Below are 16,610 nucleotides of genomic sequence, written 5' to 3'. Positions count from 1 at the left end.
GGCGGTCGCCTGCGAGGGGGCGGCCTGCGCCGGACGGCGCGCGGCGGGGCGGCCTGTGGACGGGGGCCGCTCGCCGGGTGGGAGGGGGCTCGCTCAGCTCGGGTCCAGGCCGTGGCTGCGCAGCCACGCCTGGGGGTCGATCGGGGAGCCGCCGCCGGGCCTGACCTCGAAGTGCAGGTGCGGGCCGGTGGAGTTGCCGGAGTTGCCGGAGTAGGCGATCACCTCACCGGCCTTGACCTTGCCGGACCGGATCTTGGTGCTGCTGAGGTGGCAGTACCAGGTCTCGGTGCCGTCGGGCGAGGTCAATATGGCCATGTTCCCGTAGGCGCTGTTGAACTGGGTGCGCACGGTGCCGTCGGTGGCGGCCATGACCGGAGTGCCGTACGAGACCGGGAAGTCGATGCCGGTGTGCACCGACATCCACATGCCGCCGGCCTGGCCGAAGCCGGCGCTCAACCCGTGCTGGGCGACCGGGACGGCGAACTTGGGGCGGGCGGCCTCCTTGGCCGCGGCCTCCTCGGCGCGCTTCTTCTTCTCTTCCAACTGGCGTTCGCGAAGGTCGATGCGCTCCTGGGCGCGGCTCGCCCGGTCGGCGAAGTCGCCCGCGTCGGCGCTGAGCGCCGCCAACTGCGTGTCGAGCTTGTTGTTCGCGGCGACCGGCTTCACCGAGGCCGGGTCGGGCGCCGCCATCGTGACGGGTTCCTCGGCGGGCTTCTCCGCACCGCCGGTGAGTCCGCCGACGGAGGCGGCCGCGACTCCCGCGACGCCCATCACGCAGGCGGAGGGAACGGCCACCGTCAACAGGGCGGAACGCTTCGCCGGAGTGCGCCGCCGACTGCTGCCGCCCGCCCTCGCGGAACTCTTGACCGCGCCCTTGGCGGGAGCGCCGGCGCGGCGCGTGGGCCGCGGTTCGTTCTCCGCGCGGGGGGTCACGGGCATGGCCTGGGTGGGCATGTCGTGCACGGCGCCCCGCGGTTGCGGCTCGTCGTCCGGGAGCGCGTCGGTGACGGCCTCGAAGACGGCGGTCTCGGCGGCGTGCAGATCGCTGTTCGCGTGCCGCTCGTCGTTCGCGTACGGATCGGCGCTCGGGTAAGGATCGGCGCTCGGGTAGGGATCGGCGACGGTGATCGGGACGACGGTCGTCGCCTCGTACGCGGGCTCGTAGGAGGCCTCGTACGAAAGGGAGTCGGCGGGGGCGGCCTGCGTGGTGTCGTAGCCGTACGCGTACGCGTATCCGCCGTCGGGCTGCGACGGGTAGTCCTGGACACTCGCGGTGACCGTCGTCGCGCCGGTGAGGTCGTTCGTGGCGGCCCCGCCGTTCCACGCGGTGGCGTCGTACGCGCCGGTGTCCTGGGGGTAACCGGTGAAAGTGGACCACTGGCCGGTCTGCTCCGCGCCGCCGGACTCGTAACCGAGGGACGGCGGTTGGGAGTCGGAGCCGGCGGAGTTCCAGGCGCTCGCGTCCCACTGCCCGGTCGTGTCCTCGGGGGCGCCCTGGGGGGGGACGGTCGACAGGTAACTCTCCTGCGAGGCCCAGGCGGTGGCGTCGTACGTACCGGTGGACTCGTACGAGCCGTAGGCGTCGTAGGTGCCGGATACACCGTAGTTGTAGCCCTGGCCCTGCGTTTCGTAGGAAACGTAGGCCTGGTCACCAGCGAAATTGGTGGTGGAAAGGCCGTCGTACCCGGTTTCGGGGTACTGGCCCGACGGGGGGCGGTCGTTCACCAACTTCTCTTTCGCCTCGGCAGTGGGGGGCCTGGGTGGCCGGTGAACTCGAGATTCACCGGAGGAGAGCAGTGGCGTGACTGTACCCGTCGGTCACAGGCAACGACAATCTTCGGCGGAGGTCGGTATCGCGGGAACCGGGCATTCGGCCGCCTTTCGGTCGCACAAAGACGCAGCCTTGGCCTTGAGTTCGAAATGTGTTCGACTCCAAGGGCGGAATGTGCAAGTCGTCCGCCTCGGCGAAACCGCCCGGTGGGGCGGGCGCCGCGAGGATCGAGACGCCCGCCGTCACCGTGCGTCAGAGCGGACTTACCGGTTCCGGCGGTTGGTGCTCACGGTCCGCCGGTTTCGTCCCGGATCCCGGTGTGTCGTGACCTTGTTCGCCGGAGTTTCAGACGGCCAGGCCCCGACCCTCGGGTCCCGAGTCGGCGGCCCGATCGGCCGCGCGGTCGGTGGTTCGGTCGCCGGTTCGGTCGCCGGCTCGATCGTCGGCTCGCGTGTGGGCTCGCGCGTGGGCGGTGGTGAGGTCGTCGAGGGCTCGACGCACCGCGGCGATCACCGCGGGGTGGACCGCGAGGGCCAGGTGTCCGATGCCGGTGACCAGCACGTTCTCCGCGTCGAGGTCCGGGTGCTCGATACGGGCGGTCCCGGTCGGCGCCATGATCGCGTCGAACTCGCTCCAGAACGCCACGCACCGGGTCCGGCAGCCGGGCGAGGGCGCGGCCAGTTCGACCATCACTTCGGAGTCGGGTCGCATCTGGCGGACCAGCGGGTGCGCGTCCATGAAGGGGGCCACGCGGGTGCCGGCGTGCGGGGTGCCCAACGTGACGAGTGTCCGCACCCGGGCGTCACCGCCGAGCCGCTGGACGTAGTACCGCGCGACCAGCCCACCGAGGCTGTGCCCCACGAGGTCCACGCGCTCCTGCCCGCTGCGCTCGCACAGGTCCTCGACCCGACGGGCGAGATGGCGGGCGGTGGCCCGCAGATCCCGGGTGAAGGGGGAGTAGTTGTACGTCTCCACGCGCCGCAGGCCGTCCGCCCCGAGGGCGCGCCGCAGCAGGACGAAGATCGATCGGTTGTCGTTGAAGCCGTGCAGCAGCAGGACGGGAGGGCGCTGCCCGCAGGCCCCGGCGGCCGGCCCGGCGGCCGGACGCTCCTCCCGCACCCCGGTGGGATACAGCAGCAGGTGCCCCGTGAACACCACGGCCTCCAGCGCGGCAGCGCGCAGGGCGGCCCCGGAGGCGATCAGGGACAGGGGTAAGGACAGGAATGACGACAGGGGTGGGGGCGTGGGTGGGGACGGGGTCGGCGCGGACGGGCGGTTCGGAGCGGATTCCGGGACCACGTCCGGCGCGGACCCCGCGAGGGTGCTCGCGACGGGCCTCGGGACGGGATGCGGGACGGGCCTCGGAGCGGGATGCGGGACGGGAATCGTCACCGGCCTCGGCCCGGGAAGTGGGAGGGACGGCGGCGTGCTCGACAGCCCCATGAACGGCCTCCCCTGGGCCTTTTGGGTGGGTGGCTGGGTACGCGGCCGTGATGCCGAGGTGGCCCCACCGCCGCGCCGGGCGGCTGACGGCGCGGTGGCGGGGCGACTCGGTGCGGTGAATCAATGGCGTCCCACGTGTGATTTCCCCCTCCTGGTTGACCGCGAAACGGCGGCGTGCGCGATGCTGTACTTAACGTTCGTTCACTCGGGAGGCAGTGCGATGGGTGTGACCGGTCCGATCCGTGTGGTGGTGGCCAAGCCGGGTCTCGACGGCCACGACCGCGGCGCCAAGGTGATCGCGCGTGCGCTGCGGGACGCGGGCATGGAGGTCATCTACACGGGCCTCCACCAAACCCCCGAGCAGATCGTCGACACCGCGATCCAGGAAGACGCCGACGCGATCGGCCTGTCGATCCTCTCGGGCGCGCACAACACGCTGTTCGCGCGCGTGCTGGAGCTCCTCAAGGAGCGCGACGCGGAAGACATCAAGGTCTTCGGCGGCGGGATCATCCCGGAGGACGACATCGCCCCCCTCAAGGCGAAGGGCGTCGCCGAGATCTTCACCCCCGGCGCCACCACGACGGCGATCGTGGACTGGGTCAACGGCAACGTACGCCAGGCCTAGGCGGCCCTTTCGGCGTCCGCCGGGTCACTCGGGTGGTGCCGGGTCACTCGGGTGGTGCCGGGTCACTCGGGTGGTGCCGGGCCCGGCACCGCGCCTGACGGCGCGCTGCCGACTGCCCGTGCACGTCTCCCGGTGCGCCGCGTACGTTCCGTGCGCGGCGCACCCCTCCGCCTTGCCCGGCACGGCGCCGGACCTCGTGGGTCCCGCGGCCCCGGCCGGTGCGACCGGGGGAGCGGGCCCTGCGGCTCCCGGGTGGGCACGACCTCGGGGGAGCGGCCCGGTCGACTGCGCTCCGAAGGCGCCGGATCCTGCCCGGCCGGCGACCGCCAGGCCCGCCGACCGGCCAGGGAATGCGGATCGGCCGGCGGGGGCTTCGCCTGACCCGTGTCGCTCCGCCGTCACCAAGAGCCGGGCGGCGAGGGCCCGGAGAGTCAGTCGGGCGGGGTGAGTTCCGCGAGCATGGTCGCGCGTACGCGCAAGGTGGCGACCAGGCGCTGGAAGGCCTCCGCCCAGTAGGCGGCGGCTCCCGGCGACGCGTCGGGCGGGTCCTGTGACGCCGAGGTGAGCGCCTCCAGCCGACCCGCTTCCGCAGGATCCAGGCAGCGCTCGGCCAGACCCATCACCCCGCTGAAGCTCCACGGATAGCTCCCGGCCTCCCGTGCGGTGTCCAACGCGTCGACCACCGCCCGCCCCAGCGTCCCCGCCCACGGCACCACGCAGACCCCCAGCAGCTGGAACGCCTCCGACAACCCGTGGGCCCGGACGAACTCCGCTACCCACGCGGCCCGTTCCCCGTCGGGCAGGATCGACAGCAGCTTCGCCCGCTCCGCCAGTGACGCCGTACCCGGGCCCGCCGCAGGTGGCGCGGAGGCCGAACCGAGCAGGGCCTTCGACCACGCGGGGTCACGCTGGCGCACGGCCGCCCGGCACCAGGCCGCGTGCAGTTCCTCCGCCCAGCCCTCGGCGACCGGCAAGGCCACGATCCGCGCCGGCGTCAACCCCCCGAACCGCTCCCGCCAACAGGACAGCGGCGCGGCCTCCACGAGTTGCCCCAGCCACCAGGCCCGCTCCCCGCGTCCGGCCGGCGGTCGTCTCACCACCCCGTCCCGGAGCATGCCCGCGTCGCAGTCGGCCGGTGGTTGCACCCCCTCGGGCCCCACGCAGGCCAGTGCCCGCCGCGCCATCCGGCCGGCCAGCGCCGAACCCGTCAGCGCGGACAGCAGCTCGGCCGCCGTCGCCCGGACGTTGCGGCTCCGATCACCCAGGGCCGACTCCAGGAACGCCTCGTCCGCCGGCGACAGCCCCACCCGCAGCGAATCGAGGAACATCAGCCGGTCCTCGGCCCGCTCGGTGGCCCAGGTGGTCGACAGCAGCCGGGTCGCCGCCGCCGGCTCATGAGCCCGTACGGCGCCCAACAGGGCCACCCGCTCGGCGAACAGGCCCTCTTCCCAGAGGAGTTCCACGCCGGCTCGATCCGTCGCGTCGGGCAGCTCGCCGGCGCCCCCCGCCGCGCCCCGCAGCGCGAACCGCCAGTCCGGATTCAGCCGGGCCAGCCACAGGCCCCGCGCGCCGGCGAGGGCCAGGGCCGGTGGCCGTAGATCGGTCCGGGCCCGGGCCGCGTCCAGCAATGCCGGTACGAGCGCCGCCGGCGCGCGGTAGCCGTGGCGCCCGGCCGCCGCCAACCATTGCGGCAGCAACTCCGTCAGGTCCGGGGCGGCCCCCCGCCGCCCGGCGGATCCGCCCGCCGCGGTCCGGCCGGCCAACAGCTGCGCGAGCCGCCGGCGGGCCGCGTCCGGCGGCTCGGGCCGCGGATCGTGCACCGCCGGCTCCGGTCTCGGCGCCGCCTCGGCCGGCCGCAGCCCGGCCCGGCGCCGTACCGTCTGCACGGCCGCCGCGTCCAACAGGGCCTCCGGCGAGCCGCCCCGGCGCCGACCCGTGCCCAGCAGCGCGGAGCCGACCAGCTCGTCCCAGTCCTCGTATGCCGTGTCCATGCGACCCCCTCCCTCGTGAATGTCCCCGTGCTCCGGTCCCGCCCCCTCCACGGGACCGGAGCAGTATGTGGATTTGTCGCGTCAAATCATGCTTCAGCTGGCGTGGTTGTCGTCCATCAAAGCCCCCCGGCTTTCTCGTTCACACACGGCGGCGCCCCCGCGCCGCCGTTCCCTCCCCGGCGCCGACGCTCCCCCGCGTCGGTCGCCTCCTGCTCTTCCCGCCGGTCCGACCCGGGCCCCCCGGCCCGGTCAGACCAGTGGTATCGGCTCGGCCGATCCCGGCTGCCAGGCCGTCAGGGGCGTGAACCCGCGATGGCCGACCTCGCCGAACACCGTCACCGGGCCCCCGCCCGACAGCGCGGCCAACCGCCACAGGCCCGCCCGGGACCCGCTGCCCGACCCCGACAGGGGCACCGGCAGGGCGGACGTCCCCTCCGAGTCCGCCAGTTGCCAGCCCGCCTCACCCGGTATCGGCACCACCGGGCCCAGCACCACCGGCCAGGACTCCAGCCAGGGATCCTCCCGCAGAGCTGTCCCGTACGCCTCCAGCGCGGCCGCCGTACCGATCCCGGCCGGCGCCCCGGCGCCCGGCGTCGCCGCCGAGAGACGCTCCCCGAGGTCGACCCGCAACCCCGCGGAACCCGGGCGGAAGCGAGCCTCCGCCTCCCACACCAGTCCGATCGGCAACGCCAACCCCGGAGGCCGCCCCGGCGGACCGAAGTCCAACACCAGCGCCGGACGACCGCTCTCCTGCCCCCGCATCCAGATCCGGCGGGTGGTGAGCCGCCCGTCCGGGGAAACCGAGTCGTACTGGGCCAGCACGAGCCAGCGATCCCGTACGACCTCGCCCTCCGCGGACACCGGCACGCCGACCCGGCTCCTCGTCGTCGCGGCCAACTGCTCCGGCAGCCCGGACACCCCCAACCAGGCCTTGTTCAGCAGGTGCAGCAGCGCGAACTCCTCAAGCATCCGGGCGGGCCAGCCGGGGCCGCAACCGGGTATTGTCCCCAACTCCCGTACCCGCGCGGCCAGTCCGGGCGCCTGCGCGTCGACCATCCGTGCCGCGGTCTCCTCCCAGCCCGCGTACCCCGCCTGTTCCTGCCCGGCCAGACCGCCGTGCACCAGATCGCCGAGCCGCCGCTCCAACTCGACGACACCCGCGCCCACCCGGGCCGCCCTCCGTTCGGCCCGCCGGCGCGCCCCCTCCTCGTCCACCGGTCCGGCCGTCCCGGCGGACGGCCGCGCGGCCTTCTCCGCCCGCCCGGTCAACCACTCCTGCGCCCAGTCCGGCGCCGGCGCCGGCGCCGGGTCCCCCACCCCTTCCGCGGCCCAGAGCAGCAGCAGTCCCAGAGCGTGCTTGCACGGGAACTTCCGGCTCGGACACGAGCACTTGTACGCGGGTCCCGTCAGATCCACGACCGTCCGGTACGGCCGACTGCCGCTGCCCTTGCACAACCCCCACAGAGAACCGGAAGCGGAACCTCCGATCTGCGACCACGGACCCGCCTCTCCCAGCCTTCCCCCCGCCTTTCTCGACACGTCGTCAGGAGCCAGAGCCAGTACCTGTTCCGCCGTCCAGCGGACCTCCTGCTCAGTCATGTGTCCCACCGTAGAGACCCCCACTGACAATCGCCCTGACCTGCAACAACCGTCTTCGTGAAGGCCGTTGTCAGTGGTGTGGTGCACCGTGGTCACAGCAGTCCGACGCGGCTGCCGAGCATTGGAGGGGGACCATGACCATGCCCGAGAACGGCACCGGTACCGACGTGCTGCGCCCGCACGCCGAAGACGCCTTCGCGCACGAACTGAAAGCCTTGGCCGCAGCCGACGACCGGCCCCGACCGAGCCGCTGGAAGCTGTCCCCGTGGGCCGTCGCGACGTACCTCCTCGGCGGGGAACTGCCCGACGGCACGGTCGTCACACCCAAGTACGTCGGACCCCGGCGCATCGTCGAGGTCGCCGTCACCACGCTCGCCACCGACCGGGCCCTGCTCCTCCTCGGGGTCCCCGGCACCGCCAAGACCTGGATGTCCGAACACCTCGCCGCCGCCGTCAGCGGCGACTCCACCCTCCTCGTCCAGGGCACCGCGGGCACCCCCGAGGAGGCCATCCGGTACGGCTGGAACTACGCCCGCCTCCTGGCACGCGGCCCCAGCAGGGAAGCCCTCGTCCCCAGCCCCGTCATGCGCGCCATGGCCGACGGCATGACCGCCCGCGTCGAGGAACTCACCCGCATCCCCGCCGACGTCCAGGACACCCTGATCACCGTCCTGTCCGAGAAGACGCTGCCGATACCCGAACTCGGCCAGGAAGTGCAGGCCGTGGGCGGCTTCAACCTCATCGCCACCGCCAACGACCGCGACCGCGGCGTCAACGAGCTCTCCAGCGCGCTCCGGCGCCGCTTCAACACCGTCGTCCTCCCGCTGCCCGCCACCGCCGAGGCCGAGGTCGAGATCGTCGCCCGCCGCGTCGACCAGATGGGCCGCGCCCTCGACCTGCCGGCCGTGCCCGAGGGACTGGAGGAGATCCGCCGCGTCGTCACCGTCTTCCGCGAGCTGCGCGACGGGATCACCGGCGACGGCCGCACCAAGGTCAAGTCGCCCAGCGGCACCCTCTCCACCGCCGAGGCCATCTCCGTCGTCACCGGCGGCCTGGCACTCGCCGCCCACTTCGGCGACGGCGTCCTGCGCTCCTCCGACGTGGCCGCCGGCATCCTCGGCGCCGTCGTCCGCGACCCGGCCGCCGACCGTGTCGTCTGGCAGGAGTACCTGGAGACCGTCGTCCGCGAACGCGACGGCTGGAAGGACTTCTACCGCGCCTGCCGGGAGGTGTCCGCATGAGTCCCGAGGCCGCGGGGCCCCTGCTGTTGGGCGTCCGGCACCACGGGCCGGGCTCCGCCCGCGCGGTGCGGGCCGCGCTCGACGCCGCGACCCCGCGCGCGGTCCTCATCGAGGGACCACCCGAGGGCGACGCCCTGCTGCCCCTGGCCGCGGAGCCGGGGATGAGACCGCCGGTCGCGCTCCTCGCGCACGCCGCGGACGACCCGGGCAGGGCCGCGTTCTGGCCGCTCGCCGGGTTCTCCCCGGAGTGGGTCGCCCTGCGCTGGGCACAGGAACGCGACGTCCCCGTCCGGTTCATCGACCTGCCCGCCGCGCACACGCTCGCCGCCCCCCGGGATCCGCAGGCGTCCGACCCCGACGCCGTACGCATCGACCCGCTCGCGGTGCTCGCCGAGACCGCCGGGTACGACGACCCCGAACGCTGGTGGGAGGACGTCGTCGAGCACCGGGGCAGCGGAGCCGTCCGGGACCCCCGGGCGACCTTCGAGGCCCTCGGCGACGCCATGGGGGCCCTGCGCGAGGCGTACGGGGACGGCGGACACCCGACCGACCGGGTGCGCGAGGCCCACATGCGACAGCGGATGCGCGCCGCCCGCAAGGAGTACGGAGACGCCTACGCGGTGGTCTGCGGCGCCTGGCACGTCCCGGCCCTGCGCGCGAGGGCCACCGCCGCCGCCGACAAGGCCCTGCTCACCGGGCTGCCCAAGGTCAAGGTGGAGACCACCTGGGTGCCCTGGACCCACCGCCGGCTCGCCCGGGCGGACGGGTACGGGGCCGGCATCACCTCACCCGGTTGGTACGCCCACCTCTTCGAGTCCCGGGACCGGCCCCTCGAACGCTGGCTGACCCGAGCCGCCGGGCTGCTGCGGGCCGAGGACCGGCAGGTCGGCCCGGCCCACGTCATCGAGGCGGTCCGGCTCGCCGAGACCCTGGCCGTCGTGCGGGGACGCCCCGTCCCGGGCCTCACCGAGACCCTCGAAGCGGTGCGGGCGGTGATGTGCGACGGCTCCGACGTCCCCCTCGCGCTGATCGAGGACCGCCTCGTCGTCGGGGACGTCCTCGGCGAGGTCCCCGACTCGGCGCCCGTCGTCCCGCTCCAACGGGACCTCACCCGACACCAGCGCGCCCTGCGGCTCAAGGTCGAGGCGCAGGAACGGGACCTGGAACTCGACCTCCGCAAGGACACCGACACGGCCAAGTCCCTGCTGCTGCACCGGCTGCGGCTGCTCGGGATCGACTGGGGGACACCCACCGCCTCCCGGGGCAGCACCGGAACCTTCCGCGAGACCTGGCGGCTCCGCTGGGAACCGGAGCTGTCCGTGCGGGTCGCGGAAGCCGGCATCTGGGGCACCACCGTCGTCGGCGCCGCCACGGCCAAGGTCGAGGCCGACGCGGTCGCGGCAACGGAGTTGGGCGAGGTCACGGCCCTGGCCGAGCGGTGCCTGTCGGCCGGGCTGTCCGAGGCGCTGCCCGCCGTGCTGCGGGCCCTCGCCGACCGGGCGGCGCTCGCCACCGACGTGGCGCGGCTCGCCGAGGCCCTGCCCGCGCTCGCCCGTTCGCTGCGGTACGGGGACGTGCGCGGCACCGACGCCAAAGCCCTCGGGACGGTCGCGGCCGGGCTCGCGGACCGGATCTGCGTGGCCCTGCCGCCCGCCTGCGCTGCGGGCCTGGACGCCGACGGCGCGGCCGAACTGCGCGGGCACGTGGACGGGGTGCACGGTGCGATCGCGCTGTTGGAGGTGGACGGCCTGCCGGAGCGCTGGGCGGCGGTGCTGCGGACGCTCGCCGGCCGGGACGGCGTGCCCGGGACGATACGCGGCCGCGCCACACGACTGCTGCTCGACGACGGGCGGTTGCCGCCCGAGGAGACGGCGCGGCTCATGGGGCTGGCGCTCTCGCCGGCGGTCGCCCCGGCCGACGCGGCGGGCTGGATCGAGGGCTTCGCGGGCGGCGGCGCGGGCGGCGGGACCCTGCTGATCCACGACGACCGGCTGCTGGGCCTGATCGACGCCTGGCTGGTGTCGGTGCCGGAGGGGGCGTTCATCGACGTCCTGCCCCTGCTGCGCCGGACGTTCGGGGCGTACGAGTCGGGCGTGAAGCGCACCCTGGGCGAACTGGTCCGCCGCGGCCCCGGAGACCGGACCGGGAGGCACCGGACCGGTGCGGGCCCCGAGGGCTTCGCCGCCGAGCCGGACCCGATACGGGCCGACGCGGCGGCGGACCTGGTCCGGCTGATCCTCGCGGCTCCGGCGGGATGACGGCGCCGACGAGACGGTTGGGCGGCGGTGGGAACGGGACGGCAGTAGGGGACGGGGACATGGGGGACGGGACGGCAGTGGGGGACAGGGGCATGGAGAGGGCGGGGAACATGACGGCGACGGGCAACACGGCAACGGACACCGGCACCACGGACACCGGCACCACGGACACCGGCACGGCGGAGCGGCTGCGCCGCTGGCGGTTGGTGCTCGGCGGGGGCGAGGCCGACGGGACCGGCCGCGCCCTCGCCGGGCGGGACGCCGCGATGGACGCCGCGCTCGGCGCCCTGTACGGCAGCTCCGGCGGCGCCGGCGACGGCAGGCCGCAGGGTGAGCGGTCCGCCGGTCTCGGCGGGTCGGCGCCCCGGGTGGCCCGCTGGCTCGGGGACATCCGGACGTACTTCCCCGCCTCCGTCGTCCAGGTGATGCAGCGCGACGCGATCGAGCGGCTCGGTCTGGCGTCCCTGCTGATGGAGCCGGAGATGCTGGAGGCCGTCGAGCCGGACGTCCACCTGGTCGGCACCCTCCTCTCCCTGAACAAGGCGATGCCGGAGACGACCCGGGAGACGGCGCGGGCCGTGGTCCGCAAGGTGGTCGAGCAACTCGAGAAGCGGCTGGCGGCCCGCACCAGGGCCACGCTCACGGGCGCCCTGGACCGTTCGGCGCGGATCAGCCGCCCCCGCCACCAGGACATCGACTGGGACCGGACGATCCGCGCCAACCTCAAGAACTACCTTCCCGAGCACCGCACGATCGTCCCCGAACGACTGATCGGATACGGCCGGGCCGCCCGGTCGGTGAAGAAGGAGGTGATCCTCTGCATCGACCAGTCCGGCTCGATGGCCGCCTCCGTCGTCTACGCCTCCGTCTTCGGCGCGGTGCTCGCCTCGATGCGCTCGATCGCCACCCGCCTCGTCGTCTTCGACACCTCCGTCGTGGATCTGACCGACCGGCTCACCGATCCGGTGGACGTCCTCTTCGGCACCCAACTCGGCGGCGGCACGGACATCAACCGCGCCCTCGCCCACTGCCAGTCCAAGATCACCCGGCCCGCCGACACCGTCGTCGTCCTCATCAGCGACCTCTACGAGGGCGGCATCCGCGACGAGATGCTCAAGCGGGTCGCGTCCATGAAGGCGTCCGGAGTGGAGTTCGTGACCCTGTTGGCGCTGTCCGACGAGGGCGCCCCCGCCTACGACCACCAGCACGCGGCGGCGCTCGCCGCGCTCGGCGCGCCCGCCTTCGCCTGCACCCCCGACCTGTTCCCGGACGTGATGGCCGCCGCGCTGGAGAAACGGCCCCTGCCGATCCCCTGAAGCCCCTGACCACCGGTGGCGTCAGGCGGCACACCGGCGGTCCACCGTCCGCCCCATCTGCCGTCCACCCCGGCGAACACCGCCCGCTCATCCCCGGCCCATCGCGTCCGCACATCGGCAGATCACACGAACGCGCAGTTCAACCGTCAGGCGATCTGTGACAGGTATCACCGCTCAGGTGTGATCTGCGATTTAGGGACCCACGGCCCACGGGGATAACCTGCGGGACGGACATGCCGCGTCCACGGTCACCGTGTGCGCCTTCCTTGTGACAGCGCCGTCACGTTGCCCTCCGCGGCACGCCCACGCAGATAGCAGACAACCGCGAATCACTGCGAATCTTTGAAGACAAGGGACGGACGCGCGTGGACCTGTTCGAGTACCAGGCGAGGGACCTCTTCGCCAAGCACGGTGTACCGGTGCTGGCCGGTGAAGTGATCGACACGCCTGAGGCGGCGCGCGAGGCCACCGAGCGGCTGGGCGGCAAGTCGGTCGTCAAGGCGCAGGTGAAGGTCGGTGGCCGAGGCAAGGCCGGCGGCGTGAAGCTTGCCGCGACCCCGGACGAGGCCGTGGCCCGGGCGACGGACATCCTCGGGATGGACATCAAGGGCCACACGGTCCACAAGGTGATGATCGCCGAGACCGCTCCCGAGATCCTCGAGGAGTACTACGTCTCGTACCTCCTCGACCGCACCAACCGCACCTTCCTGGCCATGGCCTCGGTGCAGGGCGGCATGGACATCGAGGAGGTCGCGGAGAAGACCCCCGAGGCCCTCGCGAAGGTCCCGGTCAACGCCAACGAAGGCGTGACCATCGAGAAGGCCCGCGAGATCGTCGCGCTGGCGAAGTTCCCGGCCGAGGTCGCCGAGAAGGTCGCCGAGGTCCTCGTGACCCTGTGGGACACCTTCATCGCCGAGGACGCTCTCCTCGTCGAGGTCAACCCGCTCGCGAAGGTCGCCAACGGCGACGTCATCGCGCTCGACGGCAAGGTCTCGCTCGACGAGAACGCCGAGTTCCGCCAGCCGGGTCACGAGGAGTTCGTGGACCACGCTGCCGCGAACCCGCTGGAGGCCGCCGCCAAGGCGAAGAACCTCAACTACGTGAAGCTCGACGGCGAGGTCGGCATCATCGGCAACGGCGCGGGTCTCGTCATGAGCACCCTCGACGTCGTCGCGTACGCCGGCGAGAACCACGGCGGCGTCAAGCCCGCCAACTTCCTGGACATCGGTGGTGGCGCCTCCGCCGCCGTCATGGCCAACGGCCTGGAGATCATCCTCGGCGACCCGGACGTCAAGTCCGTGTTCGTCAACGTCTTCGGTGGCATCACCGCGTGTGACGAGGTCGCCAACGGCATCGTCCAGGCACTCCAGCTGCTGGCGGACAAGGGCGAGGCGGTCACCAAGCCGCTCGTCGTCCGCCTCGACGGCAACAACGCCGAGCTGGGTCGCAAGATCCTGTCGGACGCCAACCACCCGCTGGTGCAGCGCGTGGACACCATGGACGGCGCGGCCGACAAGGCCGCCGAGCTCGCGGCTGCGAAGTAAGGGCAGAGGTCACAGACTCACATGGCTATCTTCCTCAACAAGGACAGCAAGGTCATCGTCCAGGGCATGACCGGTGCCACGGGCATGAAGCACACCAAGTTGATGCTGGCTGACGGCACCAACATCGTCGGCGGCGTGAACCCGCGCAAGGCCGGCACCACCGTCGACTTCGACGGCACCGAGGTACCGGTCTTCGGCTCCGTCGCCGAGGCGATGGAGAAGACGGGCGCCAACGTCTCCGTCCTCTTCGTCCCGCCGGCCTTCGCCAAGGCCGCCGTCGTCGAGGCCATCGACGCCGAGATCCCGCTGGCCGTCGTCATCACCGAGGGCATCGCGGTGCACGACTCCGCCGCCTTCTGGGCGTACGCGACCGCCAAGGGCAACACCACGCGGATCATCGGCCCGAACTGCCCGGGTCTGATCACCCCCGGCCAGTCCAACGCCGGCATCATCCCGGGCGACATCACCAAGCCCGGCCGCATCGGTCTCGTGTCCAAGTCGGGCACGCTGACCTACCAGATGATGTACGAACTCCGTGACATCGGCTTCTCCTCCGCCGTCGGCATCGGTGGCGACCCGGTCATCGGCACCACGCACATCGACGCCCTCGCGGCGTTCGAGGCGGACCCCGACACCGACCTGATCGTCATGATCGGCGAGATCGGCGGCGACGCCGAGGAGCGTGCGGCGGACTTCATCGCGAAGAACGTCACCAAGCCGGTCGTCGGTTACGTCGCGGGCTTCACCGCCCCCGAGGGCAAGACCATGGGCCACGCCGGCGCCATCGTCTCCGGTTCTTCCGGCACCGCACAGGCCAAGAAGGAAGCCCTCGAGGCCGCGGGCGTGAAGGTCGGCAAGACGCCGACCGAGACCGCCAAGCTGGCGCGCGAGATCCTGAACGCCGCCCAGTAGGCAGTGGCTGTACGCGTGTACGGGCGTGGCCCGCACCCTTCGGGGCGCGGGCCACGCCCGTTTCACGTGTCGGCGCCGGCCGTCACCCCACCGTGGGCGCGAGGCGGTCGGGTCGGGCGGCCGGGTGGAAGCGCAGCGTGTCGTGGAGTTCCTTGCTCCGCTCGGTGAGCGCCTGCGGACCGCTGTGCGGGGGCACCCCGGAGACGTTCGCGCCGGGGGAGACCGGGGGCTCGTACCGGGTGGGCGCGGTCGTCAGCGTGTACGCCGTCGCCACCGCGATCACGGCGGTCAGGCCGATCGCGGCGCGGGACCACAACCGGGCCCGGCGCTCGCACGCCACGCGCACGACGGACGCCTCGCGCGGGTCCAGCCGTACGGGCGGGCGTACCGCGCCCAGGCGCTCGCGCAGCAGGGCGGAGTGCCGCTCGGCCGGTACGGCCGCCAACTCGGGGATCCGGTCGGCGAGGTCGGCGTGCGCGTGGAGCAACCGGATGCCGGCGGTGGGGGTGCTGGCCTCCGTCTCGGCGGCCGTGTCGGGCAGGTCGAGGCCGACACCGTCGTAGAGCAGCACCGTGCGCCGGTGCGTGGGGGGCAGCGCCAGCATCGCGTCCATCAGGATCCGGTCCGCGGGCTCGGCCGGGGCCTGGTCGGGGTTGCGGTGGGCGCGCCGCAGCCGCTGCCAGGGGGACAGGGCGTGCTCGTACGCGGCCGCGCGCACCCAGCCGACCGGATCCGGGTCGGTGGCGACCTCGGGCCAGCGCTCCCAGGCGTTCTGGAACGCCCGCTCGACGGCCTCCAGGGAGAGGGCGCGGCGGCCGGTGAGCAGGTACGTCTGGCGTGCCAGGGCAGGAGCGGCGTACGCGTAGAGCGCGTCGAAGGCCTGGGCGGGGGTGAGGGCCGCGATCGGGGCCGGGGCCTCCTCGTCCGCGGGGTCCTTCCCGGTCCGGTCCTCCCCGGCCCGATCGCCCTCGGCCCGATCGTCCGCGGCCGTGTCGGGCTCGGACTTGCCTGCCCCGGCCGTCTCCGGCTCGGGCCTGTCGGTTCCGGTCGTGTACGGGGTGGCCTGGCCCGTCGTCGTCCCGTCGACCTCGGCCCCGGCCTGGTTCGCGGCTTGGTCCACGACGTGGTCCACGGCCTGGTTCGCGGCTTGCTCCGCGGCCTGGTTCGCGACGTCCTCGGTGGGGGCGTCGGGACGGTTGCGGCCCCCCGACGCGGGGGCGGAGGGCGGTTCGGCGCGGCCGGCGCCCCCGGAGCCGGATTTCACCGGGGTCTTGGACTCGTGGCGCGCCAAGGAGGCCGGGGGCTTCGCGGCGCGCTTCGCGGCGACCTTGGGCCGGTGCGAGGGGTTCGCGGGACGCCCCTGACCACCGGCGGCGAAGGCGCGCACGGCACCGGCCATGCGCCGGGCGGCCCCGGATGCGGGCGTGGCGCCCGCCTCGGTATCCGCTTCCGCGTCGGACCCGGGGCCGGCCTCCGGGGGCGCGGCGGGGGCGGCGCCCCCGGCGGTCGCGGTGGCGATCGTGGTCGCGGCCTCGGCCGTCGGTTGCTCGGCCGTCGCCGCCGCGGGAGCCGCAGGTTCGGCCTGTTCGGTCGGCTCGGCCTGCTCGCTCGGTTCGGCCGGGGGGTCGGCGGTCGCGGCCTGCTCGGCGGCGAGGTGGGCGAGCAGCTTGGCGTACGCCTCGCGCTTGCGGCCGCGCGGGCCCGTACGGCCGTTCTCCCAGGAACGCGCCGTGTTCGTGGTGACGCCCAGGGCCGACGCGAGGTCCTCGTGCGTCAGCTCGGCGGTCTCACGCAGCCTGCGGCGCTCCTTGGGGGAGGGGAGGTCGGTCTCCCCGGTGGCGGAGGCCGTCTCGACGTCCTGTGTCATGCCACACTCCCCGCGACCCGGCAGTCCTGCGCGAAAAAGTACA

Annotated in this window: 11 protein-coding genes; 6 read left to right on the top strand and 5 right to left on the bottom strand. The window is 73.5% G+C overall.

Annotated elements, in window-relative coordinates:
* Positions 1-93: 93 nt before the first annotated feature.
* Together OG906_RS14235 and OG906_RS14230 are read right to left on the bottom strand one after the other, a co-directional pair.
* Positions 94-1,725 (bottom strand): peptidoglycan DD-metalloendopeptidase family protein, encoded by a 1,632-nt coding sequence (locus OG906_RS14235; RefSeq protein ID WP_329443037.1) that lies wholly within the window; start codon positions 1,723-1,725, stop codon positions 94-96.
* 391 nt (positions 1,726-2,116) lie between these two features.
* Entirely contained in the window at positions 2,117-3,070 is a 954-nt protein-coding gene (locus OG906_RS14230) for an esterase/lipase family protein (protein WP_329443035.1), read from the bottom strand.
* Between the two features lie 364 nt (positions 3,071-3,434).
* Between OG906_RS14230 and OG906_RS14225 the strand changes: the two genes are divergently transcribed.
* Positions 3,435-3,839 (top strand): cobalamin B12-binding domain-containing protein, encoded by a 405-nt coding sequence (locus OG906_RS14225; protein WP_267796830.1) that lies wholly within the window; start codon positions 3,435-3,437, stop codon positions 3,837-3,839.
* 431 nt (positions 3,840-4,270) lie between these two features.
* Here the strand turns inward: OG906_RS14225 and OG906_RS14220 are convergent, their stop codons facing one another.
* A complete protein-coding gene (locus OG906_RS14220) occupies positions 4,271-5,830 on the bottom strand; it encodes a DUF5691 domain-containing protein (RefSeq protein WP_329443033.1) in 1,560 nt (519 codons plus the stop codon).
* Between the two features lie 249 nt (positions 5,831-6,079).
* Positions 6,080-7,429: an SWIM zinc finger family protein gene (locus OG906_RS14215; RefSeq protein ID WP_329443030.1), complete on the bottom strand. Its 1,350-nt coding sequence runs from the start codon at positions 7,427-7,429 to the stop codon at positions 6,080-6,082.
* Between the two features lie 134 nt (positions 7,430-7,563).
* Here OG906_RS14215 and OG906_RS14210 point away from each other — a divergent pair, with 134 nt between their 5' ends.
* The 5 genes from OG906_RS14210 to sucD all read left to right on the top strand — a co-directional run bounded on the left by OG906_RS14210 (position 7,564) and on the right by sucD (position 14,700).
* Positions 7,564-8,670, top strand: a complete 1,107-nt coding sequence (locus tag OG906_RS14210) for an ATP-binding protein (RefSeq protein ID WP_329443028.1) — start codon at positions 7,564-7,566, stop codon at positions 8,668-8,670.
* A complete protein-coding gene (locus tag OG906_RS14205) occupies positions 8,667-10,928 on the top strand; it encodes a DUF5682 family protein (protein ID WP_329443026.1) in 2,262 nt (753 codons plus the stop codon). The genes OG906_RS14210 and OG906_RS14205 overlap by 4 nt, the downstream gene beginning before the upstream one ends.
* A gap of 110 nt (positions 10,929-11,038) precedes the next feature.
* Complete coding sequence (locus OG906_RS14200) at positions 11,039-12,244, top strand: VWA domain-containing protein (protein WP_329448023.1); 1,206 nt, start codon at positions 11,039-11,041, stop codon at positions 12,242-12,244.
* A gap of 365 nt (positions 12,245-12,609) precedes the next feature.
* The gene (gene sucC / locus OG906_RS14195) at positions 12,610-13,788 is read left to right on the top strand and encodes an ADP-forming succinate--CoA ligase subunit beta (protein WP_329443025.1); all 1,179 of its coding nucleotides are present in this window, start codon (positions 12,610-12,612) and stop codon (positions 13,786-13,788) included.
* Positions 13,789-13,809: 21 nt separating this feature from the next.
* The gene (gene sucD, locus OG906_RS14190) at positions 13,810-14,700 is read left to right on the top strand and encodes a succinate--CoA ligase subunit alpha (protein ID WP_329443023.1); all 891 of its coding nucleotides are present in this window, start codon (positions 13,810-13,812) and stop codon (positions 14,698-14,700) included.
* An 82-nt stretch (positions 14,701-14,782) separates the two neighbouring features.
* Here sucD and OG906_RS14185 read toward each other — a convergent pair whose 3' ends face one another.
* Positions 14,783-16,567, bottom strand: a complete 1,785-nt coding sequence (locus OG906_RS14185) for a helix-turn-helix domain-containing protein (RefSeq protein WP_329443021.1) — start codon at positions 16,565-16,567, stop codon at positions 14,783-14,785.
* Between the last annotated feature and the right edge of the window lie 43 nt (positions 16,568-16,610).

Origin of the sequence: Streptomyces sp. NBC_01426 (assembly GCF_036231985.1) — a bacterium.
Lineage (GTDB): Bacteria > Actinomycetota > Actinomycetes > Streptomycetales > Streptomycetaceae > Streptomyces.
The sequence above is the reverse complement of the archived record's forward strand: the minus strand, read 5'-3'. Positions and strand labels throughout refer to the sequence as shown.

Bases quoted from the DNA above. Each gene is read 5' to 3' on its own strand.
- OG906_RS14225 (WP_267796830.1), top strand. From the start codon at position 3,435: ATGGGTGTGACCGGTCCGATCCGTGTGGTGGTGGCCAAGCCGGGTCTC.
- OG906_RS14220 (WP_329443033.1), bottom strand. From the start codon at position 5,830: ATGGACACGGCATACGAGGACTGGGACGAGCTGGTCGGCTCCGCGCTG.
- OG906_RS14215 (WP_329443030.1), bottom strand. From the start codon at position 7,429: ATGACTGAGCAGGAGGTCCGCTGGACGGCGGAACAGGTACTGGCTCTG.
- OG906_RS14210 (WP_329443028.1), top strand. From the start codon at position 7,564: ATGACCATGCCCGAGAACGGCACCGGTACCGACGTGCTGCGCCCGCAC.
- OG906_RS14205 (WP_329443026.1), top strand. From the start codon at position 8,667: ATGAGTCCCGAGGCCGCGGGGCCCCTGCTGTTGGGCGTCCGGCACCAC.
- OG906_RS14200 (WP_329448023.1), top strand. From the start codon at position 11,039: ATGACGGCGACGGGCAACACGGCAACGGACACCGGCACCACGGACACC.
- sucD (WP_329443023.1), top strand. From the start codon at position 13,810: ATGGCTATCTTCCTCAACAAGGACAGCAAGGTCATCGTCCAGGGCATG.
- OG906_RS14185 (WP_329443021.1), bottom strand. From the start codon at position 16,567: ATGACACAGGACGTCGAGACGGCCTCCGCCACCGGGGAGACCGACCTC.